We start from the raw sequence: 18,413 nt of genomic DNA, 5'->3' as shown, positions 1-18,413 counted from the left end.
TGGTGCTTATTTTAATGCAAAATACGATTACTTTATTTCCTTACCATCAAAATTTTTGTACTCTGGTTTGTTTTGGGGATCACCAACATTGTCTTGATGATCGTGAATCTTTCGTCTTCTATTGCCTTTTTGTATGGGATTACCAACGTAAGGTTTATTACTCATGAAAAACACATCCTCTCTCAAATATAGTTTGTATATATTAAATAAAATAATTCATTATTTATAAAAAAATAAAAATAACAAATGTTGTATTATGTAATATAAAATGATAAACTTTTTATTATGGAATAGCATTTAAATAGTATAGCTTATAAGGGGGAAAAATAGTGGAAGAATTAAAATATCCTATTACAATAAAGAAAAAAAATAGTTTTATGATCTCGGTTGGAATCGCAGAAATCGTATTCGGATTAGTATGGGTAATTCCAGAAGGAATAAAAAGCTTAGCAATGTGGATTTTTGTAGTAACAGGAATTATAACTTTACTTTCAGTATGGGTTGAATATAGTAGGGATATTAAAATAGGGGAAAATAAAGTTGAATTCTATAAAAATAAAGAATTAACACAATCAATAAAATATTCTGAAATCAGTAATCTTTCACTAAGAAAAGGTGAAGAAAATAAGGAGAAAAACAAAAAGTTTTTAACTATTTCTTTTAGTGCTACAGGCAAGAAAAAGGATTCTAAGAGTAAAAAATATGATATTTGCACAAGTGAATATTCATTAAATGATTTAGCAAAACTAAGAGATACTATATTGAAGTTTAATAAAAGTGTAAAGGTAAGCAAAGAAGTTAAAGAAATAGAAATTACAAAATAAGTCAAGAGAGAACAGTGATGGGTGAAAAGATAATGGATTTAATTTTTTACTTTTAACTTTTCACTTTTACTTTTTCACTAAAACAAGCGTGGCATCGCCACGCTTGTTTTATATTATTGATTAATAGTTGTATATTGCTGAGCAAGTATTTTTTGTGGAGCATAGTTAAATTTAGCTTGTGCTTCAGCTTCAGTCTCATTAGAATTATCTAAATAATCTAATGATTTAAATACATATCCATCTGCTTTTAGAGATTCTATAACAGTTTTTAAAACATTAGTATTAGTAATAGAAACTGCATGTAAAAGCATTATGCAGCCAGGATGACCACCATTAGTTATTTTTTCAATAGCATAACTTTCAGATGGTTGTGAATTAACTAGCCAGTCTTTATATGCAAAACTCCAAAAGATAGTTTTGTATCCAAGCTCTTTAGTCATTTCTAATGATTGATTAGAGTATTTTCCCATTGGAGGTCTAAAATATTTTGGCATATCAGATCCGATAAGATTTTTATATGCTTCTTCTACACCAGTAAATTCAGCTTTAAATTTTTCTTTATCATGTATTGAAGCCATAGAAGGATGATGAACTGAATGATTACCAACGATATGACCTTCATTTACCATTCTTTTAATTAAATCAGGCTGTGAATCAATATATGGCTTAGTTACAAAGAATGCAGCAGGTACTTCAACTTCTTTTAATATATCTAATATTTTTCCAGTATTTCCATTTTCATAACCTTCATCAAATGTAAGATATATTACTTTTTGAGTTGTATCTCCTACATAATAACCAGCACAGTCTTTCAAAAAATCTGCAGATTCTTTAGGCTGTTCAGCGACATTTCCTTTACCTTTAGCCATGTAATACCAATTTAATTCATTGGTGTCAGCAGCATATACTGGTAAAAGTGTTGAAGTCATAAAGAAATTAAAAAGCATTGTAATACAAGTTGTTTTTTTTAATAATTTCATTATTATCACCCTCAATCATATATAGTGGTTATATTTATATTATAACTCTCTCTAATGTAATATACATATATTATTTGTAGATAATATTAAAAATAGTCAGAATTTTGTTGAAAATACTTGGGTAATATGGCAAATAATTTTTCAAATGTTCCTAAAAACTAGAATGATCATTAAAAACTGATTGAAGTAATGTTTTAAAGTGGGATTGAGAAACTTAATTAAATCTTTTGCATTAATCAAATTTTATAAATAATATATTTATAAGAATTGTTGCAGTTTATGAAGTCATAAACTTGGAGATTTTAGTGTATAGTTATTGAAATAAATAGCCCACTAGAGTATAATTTCATAAGGTATATTAAAAGTTGGAAAGGAATGTACATATAATGAAATTAGGTATAGTAGGTTTACCAAACGTAGGTAAAAGCACACTTTTTAATGCAATAACAAAGGCAGGTGCAGAATCTGCAAACTATCCGTTCTGTACAATTGAACCAAATGTTGGTGTAGTAAGTGTACCAGATAAAAGATTAGATGTTTTAGAAAAAATGTATAATACAAAGAAGAAAGTATACACAGCAATAGAGTTTTATGATATAGCAGGATTAGTAAAAGGAGCTTCAAAGGGTGAAGGCTTAGGAAATAAATTCTTATCAAACATAAGAGAAGTTAATGCCATCGTTCATGTTGTAAGATGTTTTGATGATGGAAATGTTGTTCATGTTGATGGTTCTGTTGATCCTATAAGAGATATTGAAACAATAAACTTAGAATTGATCTTTTCAGATTTGGAAATACTAGAGAGAAGAATGGAAAAGACAGTTAAGCTTGCAAGATCAGGCGATAAAACTGCAAAATATGAATATGGTATCATGGAGAGAATTAAGGAACAACTAGAATCAAATAAACCAGCTAGAACAATAGAATTTACTGACGATGAAATGGTATTTGTTAAGAGTCTGTTCTTAATTACTTCAAAACCAGTTTTATATGCATGTAACATAAGTGAAGATGATGTTATGGAAGGTAACTTTGAAAATGATTATGTTAAGAAAGTAAAAGAATATGCAGAGACTGAAAATTCAGGAACAATGGTTGTAAGTGCCAAGATAGAAGAAGAAATGTCAGGGCTTGAAGATGATGAAAAAGCAGAAATGCTTAAAGAATATGGACTTGAAGAATCAGGACTTGATCAGCTTATAGAAGCAAGTTATAAGTTACTTGGACTTATGAGTTTCTTAACTGCTGGAGTTCAAGAAGTTAGAGCATGGACTATAAAAAGAGGAACTAAAGCACCACAAGCAGCTGGTAAGATCCACTCAGATATTGAAAGAGGTTTCATAAGAGCTGAAGTTATTGGATATGATGATCTAGTTGAATGTGGTTCAGAAGCTGCTGCTAAAGAACATGGTAAATTTAGATTAGAAGGTAAAGATTATATAATGCAAGATGGAGACGTAGTTAACTTCAGATTTAATGTTTAATACAAATATATATCTAAAGATATATACAGTGTCAAAATAATTTAAATATTATGATATTGTATATATCTTTATTTTATTTTTTAAAATACCTATTAAAAACTATTGATGATTTAGTAAAAATAAAGTAAAACATATAAAATATTAATCAATAAATCTTATAAAAAATAGTATAAAGAGATGAATCGTGCAAAAAAGTAGATTTTTATTTGAATTTTTGTTACACTAAAGATGGTTATATCTAAATATAAAAATAATGAGGTGTGATTAATATAATGCAAAAAGAAAATAATCATAAAGGGAAGAAGGATATAAATACAAACTCGAAACAATGGATGAATTCGTTTATATATATTATAGTTTACATAAGTATAGCACTGGCAATAGCGGTATGTACTAAGTTTATAATGAAAGAAGAGGAACCAGTATCTATAGCAAATAATTCAGCAGAAGCTTTAGTTTATGAGAAAAAATATGATAATGCTATAGCTGAGTATACAATATTACAAGAAAAAGAACAATGGCCATCTTATGAAATGGAAATAGCAAAGATTTACTCCATTCAAGGTGACTTTATAAAGTCAAATGATGTTCTTCAAAGCGTTTATGAAAAAAGAAATAAGATTATAGATGCTGATGGAAAAGAAAAACATATAGAAGAAGATAAAAAATTATTAAATGATATATTATTTACCTCAATGATAAATGGAGACAGTGAAAAAGCTTTAGAATACGGAGAAGTATTTTTAGAAGAATATCCAGATGATAAAAATATAATGAACACAATGTTTATGGTTTATATGCTTAACAATAAAGTTAATAATGCTAAAATGATTTTAAGTACATATCCGACTAATGAAATAACTAGTAGTGACTTAACTAAATTAGCGGATATGAATGCATTAACTAATAATTATGAGAAATCATTAGAATTATTAAAAGAAGCATGGAATATGGATAATGATAATTTAGAAATTCTAAATGTGCTAGAGCAAATATATTCAAATAACAAAGAATATATATTAACCGAAGTAAAAAAATTATCTGAAGAAAATAAAGATGAAACAATTTATAAAGTATGGCTAGCAAAGTTATATTCTTTAGATTCTAAGACTTTAAATGAAGCAGATAAATTAATATCAGAATTAGAAGAAAAAAATATTGAAAATTTAAATATTAGTTTTATAAAAGCTGATGTATATAATGAATTGGGTAAAACAAAGGAATCAAAATCAATATTAAATGGAATATATGAAGAATATAAAGAATCTTATGTTGGCTCTTATGCAAAAGCAATAAATGAATATAACTTGTCAGAATATGAATCAGCATTAAATTCATGTAAAGAAAGTATATTATTGAATAGAGATTATGCAGCCAATTATAGTGTTATGCTTCCAAAAATAATGGATGCACTTAAACAAAATGAGCTTGAAGAACCATATTTAAGGATAGCATTAGAAAAAGAGCCATATAATTATGGATTAATATTAAAAATGGCAGATTACTATTCAAGTGTACTTAAAGACAGCAATAAAGCATTGTATTATTATGAATTTGCATCAAAAATTAATCCAAAAGATGCCGATATACTTTATGATATGGCTATTATAAAAGTTAATACACAAAGAATAGATGAAGCAGTAGAACTATTAAATAAAGCCATAAAAATTGATAGTACAAAATCACAATATTACAGAGCATTAGGATCAATATATTTAACAGAAGAGAAGAATGATTCAGCTATAAAGGCTATAAGGGAAGGATATGCAAAAGATAAAGATGATGTTTTAAATTTAAATAATGCAGGATGTTACTATATTATTGTTGAAAAAAATGTATCTAGAGCTCTAACAAATCTTAAGGCCGCATATGATGGAATGGATGAAAATACAACAGATGAGCAAAGAAAAATAATAACTGATAATTATAATAGGGTAAAAGCTATTGAAGGAAATAGTAATAGTGCTTTGACATTAACAGATTTTAAATTATTTTATTAAAATACATGGTTAATTAATAGTTGATGAGTTAAGCAAATATTCAAAAGAAGAAAATGAAATTTTATTAACAGGTGAAAAATAGTAATTGGAATAATTACTATATACAAATAACATGTCATTAATGCATTTTTGATTTTTATTATATTATTTAATAAATTTGTTATAAATACACATAACTTTATGTTATATAATAAAAACAGTGCATTTTTGGCTTGTTATTTTATTTAATTGTCTAAATAGTGTTCTTCAGGGGGGATATTATTACATATTAATATTTAGGGGATGGAATTTATATGAGTACAATGAAAGCAAATATATTTAAAATTATCCTTGGAACAGTAGTGGTCTTTGGTGGAGCATTACTTGGTATTGTTAATCAAATGAGCTATAAAGGTATTAAAGTTGAAAAATGGGATAATTATTATAATGAAAGTAATATAGTATTTTTTTATGAAGATTTTTCAAGTGATAAGATAAAATTTTTAGAAGATACATATCATTTAAAAGAAGCTACAAAAGATGAAAAAACTGATTTAGACAAAGCAATAAAGATTACTAATATAGTAAACAAAATAGTAGAATATGATGATATAGAAAGTAAAAATTTGAATAGTGCTTATGATATACTAGTCGAAAAGGGGGACGGAAAGAAAGTATCTAATAAAGACCTGGCAATAATAACAAGAGATATGTTAAGCTCTATTGGAATTAACAGTCGTGTTGGAATTTATAGAAGTAAAAATGCTCAATTTAAAGAGAAGTCACAATATTATATTGTGGAGTTTTGGAGTAGAGAGTATGGTAAGTGGATTGCTGTGGATTGTATAGATCAAGGATACTTTGTAAATGGAGATACTAAACTATCTGCAATTGAGGTACTTACAAATGATTTTAAAGACGTTTCATATTTAGGTAAGTCAAGCCAAAAGGATTATAAAAATAAATTAAAGAAGTATTTAGATTCATATTCTTTACAAATTGATAATACTATTCTTTATGATAAGAGTAATAGTTATGTTACTTATTTAAAAGATAAAGATGCATTAGAACTTAAATACATTAATGGATTTGCGCCTCCAACAATATTTACTGAAGAAACTAAATTATTCGAAAAAAGTCCGTATGAGGGAAGAATAGGTAGAGATGAAAAGGCTTATTTAATTTTATCTTTAATAAATTCTAAAAATGAAGAAAGTAATGAAAGTATGACAGAAGTAATAATTGCTGGATTTAAGGATAGTGGTGTAATTAAAGAATTCTATGTAAATATAGATGGAAAAGGATATGAAAAAATAAATAGTTATACAAATACTGAACTTAAAAAGGGAAAAACTTCAATAGAGTTATCTTTAGATGGTCAAACACCAATAAGCAGTGTTGAAATTAATAGAGAAAAATAATAATGTAAAATTTTAATATGGCAGAGAAAGAGAGTGAACTAGATAGTGGGATTAGATATTTTATTTATAATTAAAGCTATAATTGTAGCAATAGTGGAAGGTTTAACTGAATTTATTCCTGTATCATCTACAGGACATTTGATTTTGACATCAAGTATTATAGGTTTTTCAGAACCTAAGAAGTTTGTAGACATGTTTAATGTAGTTATTCAATTAGGAGCTATATTGGCAGTTGTCGTTATATATTGGGAGAAGATAAAGAATAGTGTTATTGAATTTTTTAAATATATATTTACTAAAGGTCAAGAAGGAAAAGTTGGATTTAGATTTGGAATTAACATTATAGTTGGTTCTATTCCAGCTATGTTTTTTGGTTTACTCTTCGATGATTATATTGAAGAAAAACTATTTTCTCCATGGGCTGTTGTTGTTGGATTCTTAGTTGGAGGTATATTATTAATAGTTATTGAAAATAAATATAGAAGAAAAAAGCATGCTGTTAAGGATATAGATAGAATAAATCCTACTCAATCATTTATTGTAGGGTTATTCCAATGCCTAGCTATGTGGCCAGGAATGTCAAGAAGTGCATCAACTATAATGGGTGGGTGGATTACAGGTTTTTCAACTACTATAGCTGCTGAGTTTTCATTTTTCTTAGCTATTCCTGCAATGGTTGGATCATCAACTTTAAAACTTGTAAAGTTTGATTATAGTCTTATGAATATGACAAATGTTATTGCACTTATAATTGGTTTCATTGTTGCATTTATAGTTGCATTAGTAGTTATGAGAAAGTTCATAGCTTACTTACAGAAGAGACCTATGAGAGTATTTGCTGTTTATAGAATAGGTGCTGCAATTGTATTTACTATACTTTTAGCATTTGGAGCTATTTCAGTTTAAATTAATAAAAAAATAAAAAAATAAAAAAATAACTGTAAAATTATTAAAATAAGAATTTACAGTTATTTTTTTATTTAGTTCTAAAAAGAATTAAAGGATTATATTATAAAAGGTAGAATCTTTAAAGGGATATATTGGATGAAAATTAGATTTTAATAAAATAAAGAATATTATGTAAATTAATGCTTTTCATATAATAAAGTTTGTGATATCATAAAATAAATGGAAGTAATCGTATACCAGGAAGAATTTGTATGGTTAGTTTTATTGATATGGTAAAGAAGTTTAAAAAATAGTCAGAAAATAAATAATATTATAAAAATTTTATTTTCTTGCAGCAAAAAATGTGGTATAGGGGGAAGTTTATATGGCAAATGGTATTAAAAAAATAGCATTACTCACTGGTGGTGGAGATTGCCCCGGATTAAATGCAGTTATAAGAGCAGTTACAAGGTCAGCAATTTTAAATTATGGATATGAAGTTATAGGATATAAATTTGGGTATAGAGGATTATATAATAATGATTTCATAAAACTAGATTTGAAAACAGTATCAGGCCTTCTTCCTAGGGGAGGAACTATACTATATAGCTCAAATAAAGATAATTTATTTGACTACCTTGTAGAAGAAGATGGCAATATGGTAAAAAAAGATGTATCGGATGTAGCAGTTGATAATATGAAAAAAGAAGGTGTTGACGTCTTAATAGTTATTGGCGGAGATGGAACATTAACATCTGCAAGAGATTTTGCAAGAAAAGGTATTAAAGTCATAGGAGTTCCCAAAACTATAGATAATGACTTGGGTTCAACTGATATTACATTTGGATTTAATACATCAATAGATATTGCGACTGAAGCTTTAGACAGACTCCATACAACAGCAGAATCGCATCATAGAATAATGATACTTGAAGTAATGGGAAGAAATGCAGGATTTATAGCTTTAGAATCAGGAATAGCTGGTTCAGCAGATGTGATTTTATTACCTGAAATTCCATATGATATTAACAAAATTGTAGAGAAGGTAGAGGAGAGAAAAAGTCAAGGAAAGTTATTTACAATAATAGTAGTTGCTGAAGGTGCTAAATCAAAAGATGGAGATGTTATAGTAGCTAAAATTGTAGAAGATAGTCCTGATCCAATTAGACTTGGTGGAATTGGAAATAAACTAGCAGAAGATTTGGAGAAATTAGTTAATGGAAGAGAAGTTAGATGTACAGTTCTTGGGCATATTCAAAGAGGTGGAACTACATGTACATTTGATAGAATATTATCAACAAGATATGGTGTGGCAGCTGTAGAACTTATAGAACAAGGCAAGTTTGGCAGTATGGTATGTTTAAAAGGTAATGAAGTAACTTATGATAGCTTAGAAAATGTAATAGGAAACAATAAAAAGGTAGATCCAAATGGAGAACTTGTTACAGTTGCTAAAAAGATAGGCATTTGCTTTGCAGATTAATTGAAATAATAAGCCAAGTGATAATTAAGACTATTTAGAAAGTGGTGACTTTTATGAAAGAAATAAAAAGATATTTAGAAACTAGAATTGGAACATATGCATTCTTTTTTGAGGATTTAGAAAGTGGATATAGTTTTGGATATAATGAAAATGTGCAAATGACAAGTGCTGGATGTATGAAGCTCCCAATAGCAATGTCAGTTATTAAATATGTTGAAAAAGGAAAAGCATCCTTTTTAGATAAAATAAAGATAGAAGAAGAAGATAAAGTTTATGGTACAGGAATACTACATGAATTTGATAATAGAGAATATACAATATTTGAATTATTAGTCGCAATGCTTATACAAAGTGATAATACAGCAGCTAATAAATTAATCGATATAGTTGGAATAGATAATATTAATGAAGATATAGATGCCATGGGATTAAAAAATACAAAATTAAATAGGAAGACTTCAGATGAAAGAGCCGCAAGTAGTGGAATTGAAAATATCACAAGTGCGTTAGATTTATCTAAAGTATGGAAGCATCTATATAATTCTACTTTTTTGAATGAAAAAGATAGCATAATGCTTGCAGATATTTTACAAAGACAACAAATGAAAAATAAATTAGCTCTTTATATTCCAGATGATTTGAAATATGACATATCAAGCAAAACTGGTGATAAATCTGGAGTTGAAAATGATACAGCTTTAATTCATCTCCAAAAGGGAACATATACTTTCACTGTTTTATCAATGGGAATACCAAATAGTGTTTACGGTACAGTTACACTTGCTAAATGTGGAAAGATGATGTGGGATAACGTAACTAATAATTTTTAGGTAATATATTTGAATTAAAATATTAAATAGATATTTATTTAAAAAGATATTTATTGATTTTGCCCAAAAAACAACAGATAAATTTAATTAGTTTATCTGTTGTTTTTTTATAATATGTAAATATTATAAATTATTAATATATTAATCTAATTGCATATTGACAGGCAATAAAAGAAGTGGTATCCTTACACAAAGAAAAACCTTTAATTTGATACTGAGAGATCAATAAGGAAGTAATGTAATGCCAAAAACACAGGATTATTATGCCTTCCTTTATTAATAAGGAAGGTTTTTTACATATTTATAATCAATTTTAAATACTCAATTATCAATTGAAGATGATTTTGCCTAAGCAAAATAAAAAATATAATTTAAGAAATTCTATTGGAATTTCAGCTTAAATTGATCATTGACAATTGATAAATGATAATTGAAATATTCCCTTTAAATTAACACAGAGAGGTTACGAAGGAGTGATTAAAATGACAAGAGAAATTAGACATTTAATAGAGCCAAGAGATTTTACTGTTGAAGAGCTAGACGAATTATTTAGTTTAGCAAACAAAATAATGAAAAGTCCAGAAGATTTTGCACATATATGTGATGGAAAAATCTTAGGAACATTATTTTATGAACCAAGTACAAGAACAAGATTAAGTTTTGAAGCAGCTATGATGAGACTTGGAGGAAAGATTTTAGGATTTTCAGAACCAAGTTCTACGTCAATATCTAAAGGAGAAACATTAGCTGATACTATAAAAATGGTATCAATATATTCAGATATAATTGCAATGAGGCATCCAAAAGAAGGATCAGCAAAAGTTGCAAGCCTTTATTCTAGTGTACCTATTATAAATGCAGGAGATGGTGGACATCAGCATCCAACTCAAACATTAGCAGATTTACTAACAATAACAAGCTTAAAGCAAGGCCTTAAGAATCATACTATAGGAATTTGTGGAGACTTAAAGTTTGGTAGAACTGTTCATTCCTTAATAAAAGCAATGTCAAGATATTCAGGAAACAAGTTTGTCTTAATATCACCTAAAGAACTTGCAATCCCACAATATATAAGAGAAGAAGTATTAGAAAAAAATAATATAGAATATGTTGAAGTTGAAAAACTTGAAGATGTTATACAAGATTTAGATATTTTATATATGACAAGAGTTCAAAAAGAAAGATTCTTTAATGAAGAAGAATATTTAAGATTAAAAGACAGTTATATATTAGATAAAGCAAAAATGGATTTAGCTAAAAAAGAGATGATAGTTATGCACCCACTTCCAAGAGTTAATGAAATTGCATATGAAGTAGATGAAGATGAAAGAGCTTCTTATTTTAAGCAAGCTGAATATGGAATGTATGTAAGAATGGCGCTTATGATTAAACTATTAGGGGTGATGTAGATGTTAGAAATAACTAGTATAAAAAATGGTATAGTAATAGATCATATTGAAGCAGGTCTTGGAATAAAGATATTTAACTATTTAGAGTTAGATAAAAGTGATTATAGTGTAGCATTAATAATAAATGCAGATAGTAAAAAATTAGGTAAGAAAGACATAATCAAAATAGAAAACTGTGGTGAAATAGATTATACAACGTTAGCATTACTTTCACCTAAAATAACAATATGTGAAGTAAAAAATGAACAGATTGTTAGAAAAGTAAAACCAAGTCTTCCTAATAAAGTACACAATATAATAAAATGTAAAAATCCAAGCTGTATAACTAAGGTAGAAGAATATGTTCCACATTCATTTATATTAGTGGATGAGGAAAATGGAAGATATAGATGTGAATACTGTGATGTAATAACAAAGTTAAGCGAAAACTAATAATAAATTAATAGGAGCTAGATGTTATGGGATTATTAATTAAAAATGCAAGAATAATAGATGTAACTCAAGATTTTCATGGTGATATATATATTGAGAACGGATTAATAAAAGAAATTGCTTCTAAAATAGAAAAGGATGGAGTAGAAATATTGGATTGTCATGGCAAAACAATAATGCCATCATTTATTGATACACATACACATTTTAGAGACCCAGGGCTTACATGGAAGGAAGACATTGAAACAGGTTCTAGAGCAGCATTAAGAGGTGGGTATACTGGCGTATGTACTATGGCAAATACTAACCCAATATGTTCTACAAAAGAAACATTAGATTATGTTAGAAATAAATCTAAAGAATTAGATTTAATAGATATACATCAATGTCCATCAGTTACAAAGAACTTTGATGGAGTAACATTAAGTCATTTAGAAGAATTAAAAGATGATAAAGGAGTTAAAGCCCTATCAGATGATGGAGTTGGAGTATCAAATTCAAATACAATGCTTGAAGCTATGAAGATAGCTAAGGAAAATAACTGGATAATAATGTCTCATGCAGAAAGTCCGGAATTTTCAAAAGTAGATATGAGAATAGCAGAAAACATGATGACAATGAGAGATGTGGAACTTGCCAAATTAAGTGGTGCAAGATTACATATGTGTCATGTAAGTACAAAGGAAGCTATTAAGTATATAATAGATGCAAAAATGAGTGGTGCAAATGTTACACTTGAAGTTACACCTCATCATATAGGTTTAACAAGAGATGTAAATGACTATAGAGTTAATCCACCAATAAGAGAAAAAGAAGATGTGGAAGCAATTATAAATGCAATAAAGCTTGGGATGGTAGATACAATAGGAACAGATCATGCACCTCATACGCTAGAAGAAAAGAAAAAAGGATCACCAGGAATGGTAGGACTTGAAACTGCATTTGCAATTTGCTACACAAATTTAGTTAAGAAAAATAATATAAGCTTAAATACATTAAGTAAACTTATGTCATACAATCCAGCTAACCTTCTTGGAATGAATAAAGGTAAAATAAGTGTTGGAGTAGAAGGTGACTTAGTACTAGTAGATACAGATACTAAAATTAAAGTAAGTAGCAGTGAATTTGCATCAAAGGGTAAAAATACTCCATTTGAGGGAATGGAATTCTATGGAGATATACTTGCAACTGTAAAAGGTGGAGTAATTAAGTATAAAAAATAATTATTAAACTATAGTAATCAAGTTTGAATTTATGGTAAAGGCTTGTAGTTTTAGCTGATAATTAAGAAATGTTAAAAAATGAAAAGTAGATTGATAACCGATATTTTACATTTGATAGAAAAGAAGAATAATAAAACTGTCAACTGTCAATTGTCAACTGTCAACTGAAAATGGAGGGGTTAATTAATGAACATAATTGATAAATTATATGATAGAGTTGAAAAAAGAGGCGTTGTTTGTGTAGGACTAGATACAGCAATAGATTATGTACCGGATCACATAAAAGAAGGTAGAAGTATAAGTGAAGCTATATTTGAATTTAATAAACAAATAATAGATGCTACATATGATGTTTCTGCATGCTTTAAGGTTCAAATTGCTTATTATGAAGCATTAGGATTAGAAGGGTTGAATGCATATAAGAAGACATTGGATTACCTAAGAAGCAAGGATGAAATAATAATTGCTGATATTAAAAGAGGAGATATAGCAGCAACTGCTAAAATGTATGCAAAGGCACATTTAGAAGGGGATTTTGAAGCAGACTTTGTTACATTAAGCCCTTATATGGGAATGGATAGTATAGAACCATATATGCCATACTTTGAAAATGGTAAAAAAGGAGCATTTGTTTTAGTTAGAACTTCAAATCCTGGAGCAGATGATATTGAATGTTTAGATGTGACTACAGGAAAGAAAGTATTTGAAGTGGTAGCAGATAAGTTATCAGAAATGTCAAAAGAGTGTATAGGTGAATGTGGATATGCACCAGTAGGCGGAGTAATAGGATGTACACATGTTGAAGAAGGTAAGAAAATAAGAGAAAGCTATAATAATATGTTCTTCTTAATACCTGGATATGGAGCACAAGGTGGAACAGCAGAAGATGTTGCCTTATACCTTAAAGATGGAAATGGTGGAGTTGTAAATTCTTCAAGAGGAATATTACTTGCGTATAAAAAAGTTGGTAAGCCAGAAGAGTTTGCAGCTTGTGCAAGAGAAGAAGCAATAAAAATGAGAGATGCTATAAGAGAAGCAGTAAAAAGATAATAATGATCAATAATCAATGCTCAATTATCAATTAATGATGAAACAATAATATGTAGTACATAAAATTTAAAGGAATGCAGATAGCATTTCTAAGTTTAATTGATAATTGACAATTGATAATTGACAATTGATATGGAGGTTATTATGTCAATTACATACAAAGATGCGAAAATAATATCAAATGAAGAAATTGCTACAGGAATATTTAAGATGAGTGTAGAAGATACAAATGAAATAAATGCAGGACAATTTTATATGCTAAAGCATAAGGGGCAAACACTTCTTCCAAGGCCTATAAGTATATGTGAAAAAAATGATGATAAATTAACATTTCTATATGCAGTAGTTGGAACAGGAACTAAAGAATATGTAGATCTTAAAGAAGGTGATACTATATCTTTAACAGGTCCACTTGGAAATGGATTTGATTTAAATAAAGAGTATGGAAAAGTAGCCTTAGTTGGTGGGGGAATAGGAATTGCACCACTGCTTGAATTATCAAAGCAATTAAGATCTAAAAATAGAGATGAAAAGATAGATTTATATGCAGGCTTTAGAGATGAAATTTACTTAGTGGATGATTTTAAAGAATATGTAAATGATATAAAAATATCTACTAACAGTGGTAAGCATGGTCATAAGGGATTTGTTACAGAAATTCTAAATGTAGAAGAATATGATACTGTATTATGTTGTGGACCGGAAGTAATGATGAAAGCTGTAGTTGAAATGTGTAAAGAAAAGAATATAAAAGTATATGTTTCTATGGAAAAACATATGGCATGTGGAGTAGGAGCATGTTTAGTATGTACATGTAAGACTAAAGACGGAAATAAAAGAACATGTAAAGACGGTCCAGTATTTGATGGATATTATGTAGAACTTTAATCAATTAAAAATTTATAAAGCACAATGTACAATTTATGATCTTTAGAATGTATAGAGTGAAATTAAGAAAAAATCAAAAAAGATTTGATAGTATGTATTTTTAGCAAAAAATATATAAATTGCGATCTAATAATTGTGAATCGGGAATTGTGAATTATGAATTGCAAAAGGCGGTGGATATATGTTAAAGGTTAATATAAATGGAGTAGAATTTAAAAACCCTGTAATTGCTGCATCAGGAACATTTGGTTTTGGTGCAGAATATAATAATTTTTATGACGTAGGAATTCTAGGTGGGATATCATCTAAGGGACTTACTATAAACCCTAAAGAAGGAAATGATGGATTAAGAGTTTTTGAAACACCATCTGGAATGATGAATTCAGTAGGATTAAATAATCCAGGAATAGATGCATTTATAGAAAAAGAATTACCTAAAATGAAGAAATTAGGTACAAATATATTAGCTAATGTTGGTGGTGGCTGTTTAGAAGAGTATGGAGCTGCTATAAGTAAAATAGATAAAACTGATGTGGATATAATTGAACTTAACATATCTTGTCCAAACGTAAAGCATGGAGGTATGGCATTTGGAATTAAGTCGGATGTGGCGTATGATGTTGTAAAGGAAGTAAGAAGCCTTACTACTAAACCTCTTATGGTTAAATTATCTCCTAATGCAGAAGATATAGTTGACATGGCTGTAAAATGTCAAGAAGCAGGAGCTGATTCTATATCGTTAATAAATACACTAAAAGGTATGGCAATAGATCCATATAAGAGAAAGCCAGTATTTAATAATGTAAGTGCAGGACTTTCAGGACCAGCTGTAAAACCTATAGCACTTAGAATGGTTTATGAAGTTTCAAAAGCAGTTGATATTCCAGTGATAGGTCTTGGTGGTATATCAAATGGATTAGATGCAATTGAGTTCATGATGGCTGGTGCAAGTGCAATACAAATAGGAACAGTTAACTTCTTTAATCCAATGGCAGGTAAAGAAATAATCGAAGAAATGGAAAATTTCTTAAAATCACAAGGGATTAAAGATATAAATGAAATAGTAGGAATAATTTAATAAGCAGGAAATTGAAAGTTAACAGTTTAAGAGAAAAAACTTTTGGTTTTTCTAAATAGATTGTGTATAATACCTGGCAATTATTAAGTGAAAACTGTGAATTAAAAAATGGAGGATGAAAATATGAAAGCTTATAAAAAAGAGTTTATTGATTTTATGATAGAATGTGGGGTGTTAACATTTGGGGATTTTGTTACTAAGAGTGGAAGAAAGACTCCGTTCTTTGTTAATACTGGGAATTATCAAACAGGAAGCCAGCTAGCTAGACTAGGAGAATTTTATGCAGAAGCTATAAAAGAAAACTTCGGCGACAATTATGATATATTATTTGGACCAGCTTATAAGGGAATTCCGCTAGGTGTTACAACAGCTATAGCTTTATCTAATAATTATGATATAGAAGTTAAATACTGCTCTAACAGAAAAGAAGTTAAAGATCATGGTGATACAGGAATACTTCTTGGAAGTAAATTAAAAGATGGTGACAAGGTTTTAATAGTTGAAGATGTTACAACAGCAGGAACTTCAATTTATGAAACAATGCCAATTTTAAAAAGTCAAGCAGATGTTGATGTTAAAGGCCTTATAATCTCAGTTGACAGAATGGAAAAAGGTCAAGGAGAACAATCAGCTTTATGTGAAATAAGGGAAAAGTTTGGCTTCAAAACTTGTGCAATTGTTACTATGTCAGAAGTTATAGAATATTTATATAATAAAGAAATTGATGGTAAAATACTTATAGATGATGAAATAAAAGCTAGAATTGATGAATATTATGCACAATATGGAGCTAAATAATTATTTTAGAAATAAATAAATTTTAATAGTATATTAAATAATATTATTATAAAAACATAGAGATAATTTGTGAATAACAAGTTGCTCTATGTTTTTTATAATTACTATTTTGTTAATTGGCTAATGTGTATTGTTGCATAGTTGTTTTCTTTTAATGATTGTACAATTTGTTTTAATGGTGAGTTTTCATCATATCGAATGTTTATGGAATTGTTATTTGTATCAAAATCTATATATCGAATTTCAATTGATGGATGATAAAAGAAACTATGAAAAATTTCTGGATTAGTATTATTCAATGCATTAATTAATTTTTTTGTATCTTTAGGTTTATCAATGTATCCAAGAGGTGTTGGAACGTATAAATTATTAGTCTTTGTTTTATATAAATGATTTATAGAATCATTATATGGCTCGTAAAGCAATTGAAAATAATTATTTATAACATTTTCTTGTAATTCTGTGGCACTATAATGAGGTGATTCAAAAAAAGTGATAGGAATATTTAATGCAGAAGCGGTATCGATTCCGTTTTCAACAACTTTTTTAGTATCAGAAACGTTATTATTTATGTCTTTTGATAATTCTTCACCTACAGCACTTCTTGAATTACCATGCTGATGAGTATAGCCATGCAAACCTATTTCGGCATTTTTATTTATTAAATAATCTAGTAAATTTACAAATCCAACATTAACCATATTATTTTTAGATAGTAAATCATTATCTATATTATCAGAAGGTGCTTTAAATCTAGGTATCCATCCAACATGGAATTTGATATTATTTTCATATAAATAATCAGCCATAAATTTTACTTTGGCTTGATTTTTATCAGAGAAATTTGAATCTCCACAAGTAAAATCTTCAAAACGTATCATTGCAATGGGGCGGTTAAATTTATTATAGATTGGATTAGGTTGTATTTTTTTTATTGTTGAATTTAGCAATTGTATATTTTGATTCTCAAAATTAAAAATTGCTTCTAAATTAAAAATTTCTTCTATGTCAGATATAGAAATATAGTTTTCATTATTATATTTCAATAAATTGCCGCGAAGTTTTTTCTCTTTTGAATTTGTAGTAAAAGAATTTCTACTTAGAATTATTACATCGTTACTATTATTCTTAATTAACTTAAAAGAATTTTTATATGGTGTAATAGAATAATCTAGCTTTTTGCAAATATAAGGTAAAGGAATATAATATCGTTGGGCTTTAAGTATCATTGGAATATTCGTGATATTTTTTTCGCTTAAAATATCTAATGAAACTCCACGTACTTTTGTTGTAGGCATATTTTCGAATAATATTTTGGGATTATATGAACTTTTAAAAGTATTACTTGGTAGTTTTGAAGAATATAAATTATTATTAATTAATATTGGGATATCATTTATACAGTTAAAATAAAAAAAGAGAGCTAGTATACTGAAAGATATAAGTACCAAAGTATATACCTTTAATTTCTTTTTCATAAATGCATCACATTCCTTTAATGTTTATTTCTATGGACAATATTTGTAAATAAAATCAATTATAAATGTAAAATGTGTCAAAAGTGTGTTAAAATTCAAAAAACATATTAATAAAAACGTATTTTATATAATAAAGAAATATAATAAAAATATTGACAATAATATAAT

Annotated in this window: 17 protein-coding genes; 14 read left to right on the top strand and 3 right to left on the bottom strand. The window is 27.9% G+C overall.

The window, feature by feature from the left end; translation table 11 throughout:
- Positions 1 to 27 precede the first annotated feature (27 nt).
- Positions 28 to 165 carry a clostri-philic family protein gene (locus CNEONATNEC86_RS21845; protein ID WP_230143753.1) on the bottom strand — a complete coding sequence of 46 codons (138 nt, stop codon included), beginning with the start codon at positions 163 to 165 and terminating at the stop codon, positions 28 to 30.
- A 164-nt stretch (positions 166 to 329) separates the two neighbouring features.
- On the opposite strand from CNEONATNEC86_RS21845, the gene CNEONATNEC86_RS15685 reads away from it, so the two are divergent.
- On the top strand, positions 330 to 824 hold the full coding sequence (locus tag CNEONATNEC86_RS15685) for a hypothetical protein (protein WP_159136350.1): 495 nt from the start codon (positions 330 to 332) through the stop codon (positions 822 to 824).
- Between the two features lie 113 nt (positions 825 to 937).
- Here the strand turns inward: CNEONATNEC86_RS15685 and pdaA are convergent, their stop codons facing one another.
- Entirely contained in the window at positions 938 to 1,771 is an 834-nt protein-coding gene (pdaA, locus tag CNEONATNEC86_RS15680; protein ID WP_230132226.1) for a delta-lactam-biosynthetic de-N-acetylase, read from the bottom strand.
- 419 nt (positions 1,772 to 2,190) lie between these two features.
- Here pdaA and ychF point away from each other — a divergent pair, with 419 nt between their 5' ends.
- The 13 genes from ychF (at position 2,191) to pyrE (ending at position 16,767) form a co-directional block, all read left to right on the top strand.
- Positions 2,191 to 3,288 carry a redox-regulated ATPase YchF gene (gene ychF / locus CNEONATNEC86_RS15675; protein WP_058296119.1) on the top strand — a complete coding sequence of 366 codons (1,098 nt, stop codon included), beginning with the start codon at positions 2,191 to 2,193 and terminating at the stop codon, positions 3,286 to 3,288.
- 272 nt (positions 3,289 to 3,560) lie between these two features.
- A complete protein-coding gene (locus tag CNEONATNEC86_RS15670; protein WP_058296118.1) occupies positions 3,561 to 5,288 on the top strand; it encodes a tetratricopeptide repeat protein in 1,728 nt (575 codons plus the stop codon).
- Between the two features lie 293 nt (positions 5,289 to 5,581).
- Positions 5,582 to 6,688 carry a transglutaminase domain-containing protein gene (locus CNEONATNEC86_RS15665; protein WP_159136348.1) on the top strand — a complete coding sequence of 369 codons (1,107 nt, stop codon included), beginning with the start codon at positions 5,582 to 5,584 and terminating at the stop codon, positions 6,686 to 6,688.
- Between the two features lie 45 nt (positions 6,689 to 6,733).
- Entirely contained in the window at positions 6,734 to 7,594 is an 861-nt protein-coding gene (locus CNEONATNEC86_RS15660) for an undecaprenyl-diphosphate phosphatase (protein WP_058296116.1), read from the top strand.
- 367 nt (positions 7,595 to 7,961) lie between these two features.
- Positions 7,962 to 9,059, top strand: coding sequence for a 6-phosphofructokinase (locus CNEONATNEC86_RS15655; RefSeq protein ID WP_058296115.1), 1,098 nt, complete (start codon positions 7,962 to 7,964; stop codon positions 9,057 to 9,059).
- A 53-nt stretch (positions 9,060 to 9,112) separates the two neighbouring features.
- Positions 9,113 to 9,889: a serine hydrolase gene (locus tag CNEONATNEC86_RS15650; protein ID WP_058296114.1), complete on the top strand. Its 777-nt coding sequence runs from the start codon at positions 9,113 to 9,115 to the stop codon at positions 9,887 to 9,889.
- Positions 9,890 to 10,371: 482 nt separating this feature from the next.
- Positions 10,372 to 11,298 carry an aspartate carbamoyltransferase gene (gene pyrB / locus CNEONATNEC86_RS15645; RefSeq protein WP_058296113.1) on the top strand — a complete coding sequence of 309 codons (927 nt, stop codon included), beginning with the start codon at positions 10,372 to 10,374 and terminating at the stop codon, positions 11,296 to 11,298.
- Positions 11,299 to 11,730: an aspartate carbamoyltransferase regulatory subunit gene (locus tag CNEONATNEC86_RS15640; RefSeq protein ID WP_058296112.1), complete on the top strand. Its 432-nt coding sequence runs from the start codon at positions 11,299 to 11,301 to the stop codon at positions 11,728 to 11,730. It begins immediately after the preceding gene.
- A 26-nt stretch (positions 11,731 to 11,756) separates the two neighbouring features.
- Positions 11,757 to 12,953 carry a dihydroorotase gene (locus CNEONATNEC86_RS15635; RefSeq protein ID WP_058296111.1) on the top strand — a complete coding sequence of 399 codons (1,197 nt, stop codon included), beginning with the start codon at positions 11,757 to 11,759 and terminating at the stop codon, positions 12,951 to 12,953.
- 186 nt (positions 12,954 to 13,139) lie between these two features.
- Positions 13,140 to 14,003, top strand: coding sequence for an orotidine-5'-phosphate decarboxylase (gene pyrF / locus CNEONATNEC86_RS15630; RefSeq protein ID WP_058296110.1), 864 nt, complete (start codon positions 13,140 to 13,142; stop codon positions 14,001 to 14,003).
- Between the two features lie 144 nt (positions 14,004 to 14,147).
- Positions 14,148 to 14,891 carry a dihydroorotate dehydrogenase electron transfer subunit gene (locus tag CNEONATNEC86_RS15625; RefSeq protein WP_159136347.1) on the top strand — a complete coding sequence of 248 codons (744 nt, stop codon included), beginning with the start codon at positions 14,148 to 14,150 and terminating at the stop codon, positions 14,889 to 14,891.
- Positions 14,892 to 15,072: 181 nt separating this feature from the next.
- Positions 15,073 to 15,969: a dihydroorotate dehydrogenase gene (locus CNEONATNEC86_RS15620; RefSeq protein WP_159136346.1), complete on the top strand. Its 897-nt coding sequence runs from the start codon at positions 15,073 to 15,075 to the stop codon at positions 15,967 to 15,969.
- A 123-nt stretch (positions 15,970 to 16,092) separates the two neighbouring features.
- Positions 16,093 to 16,767 (top strand): orotate phosphoribosyltransferase, encoded by a 675-nt coding sequence (gene pyrE, locus CNEONATNEC86_RS15615; protein ID WP_125148195.1) that lies wholly within the window; start codon positions 16,093 to 16,095, stop codon positions 16,765 to 16,767.
- A 104-nt stretch (positions 16,768 to 16,871) separates the two neighbouring features.
- On the opposite strand, the gene CNEONATNEC86_RS15610 is transcribed toward pyrE, so the two are convergent.
- Positions 16,872 to 18,245, bottom strand: coding sequence for a DUF2334 domain-containing protein (locus CNEONATNEC86_RS15610; RefSeq protein ID WP_058296106.1), 1,374 nt, complete (start codon positions 18,243 to 18,245; stop codon positions 16,872 to 16,874).
- Between the last annotated feature and the right edge of the window lie 168 nt (positions 18,246 to 18,413).

The organism is Clostridium neonatale, assembly GCF_900465025.1.
Taxonomy (GTDB): domain Bacteria; phylum Bacillota; class Clostridia; order Clostridiales; family Clostridiaceae; genus Clostridium; species Clostridium neonatale.
Note: the sequence above shows the minus strand (reverse complement) of the source record. Positions and strands in the feature narration are given on the sequence as shown.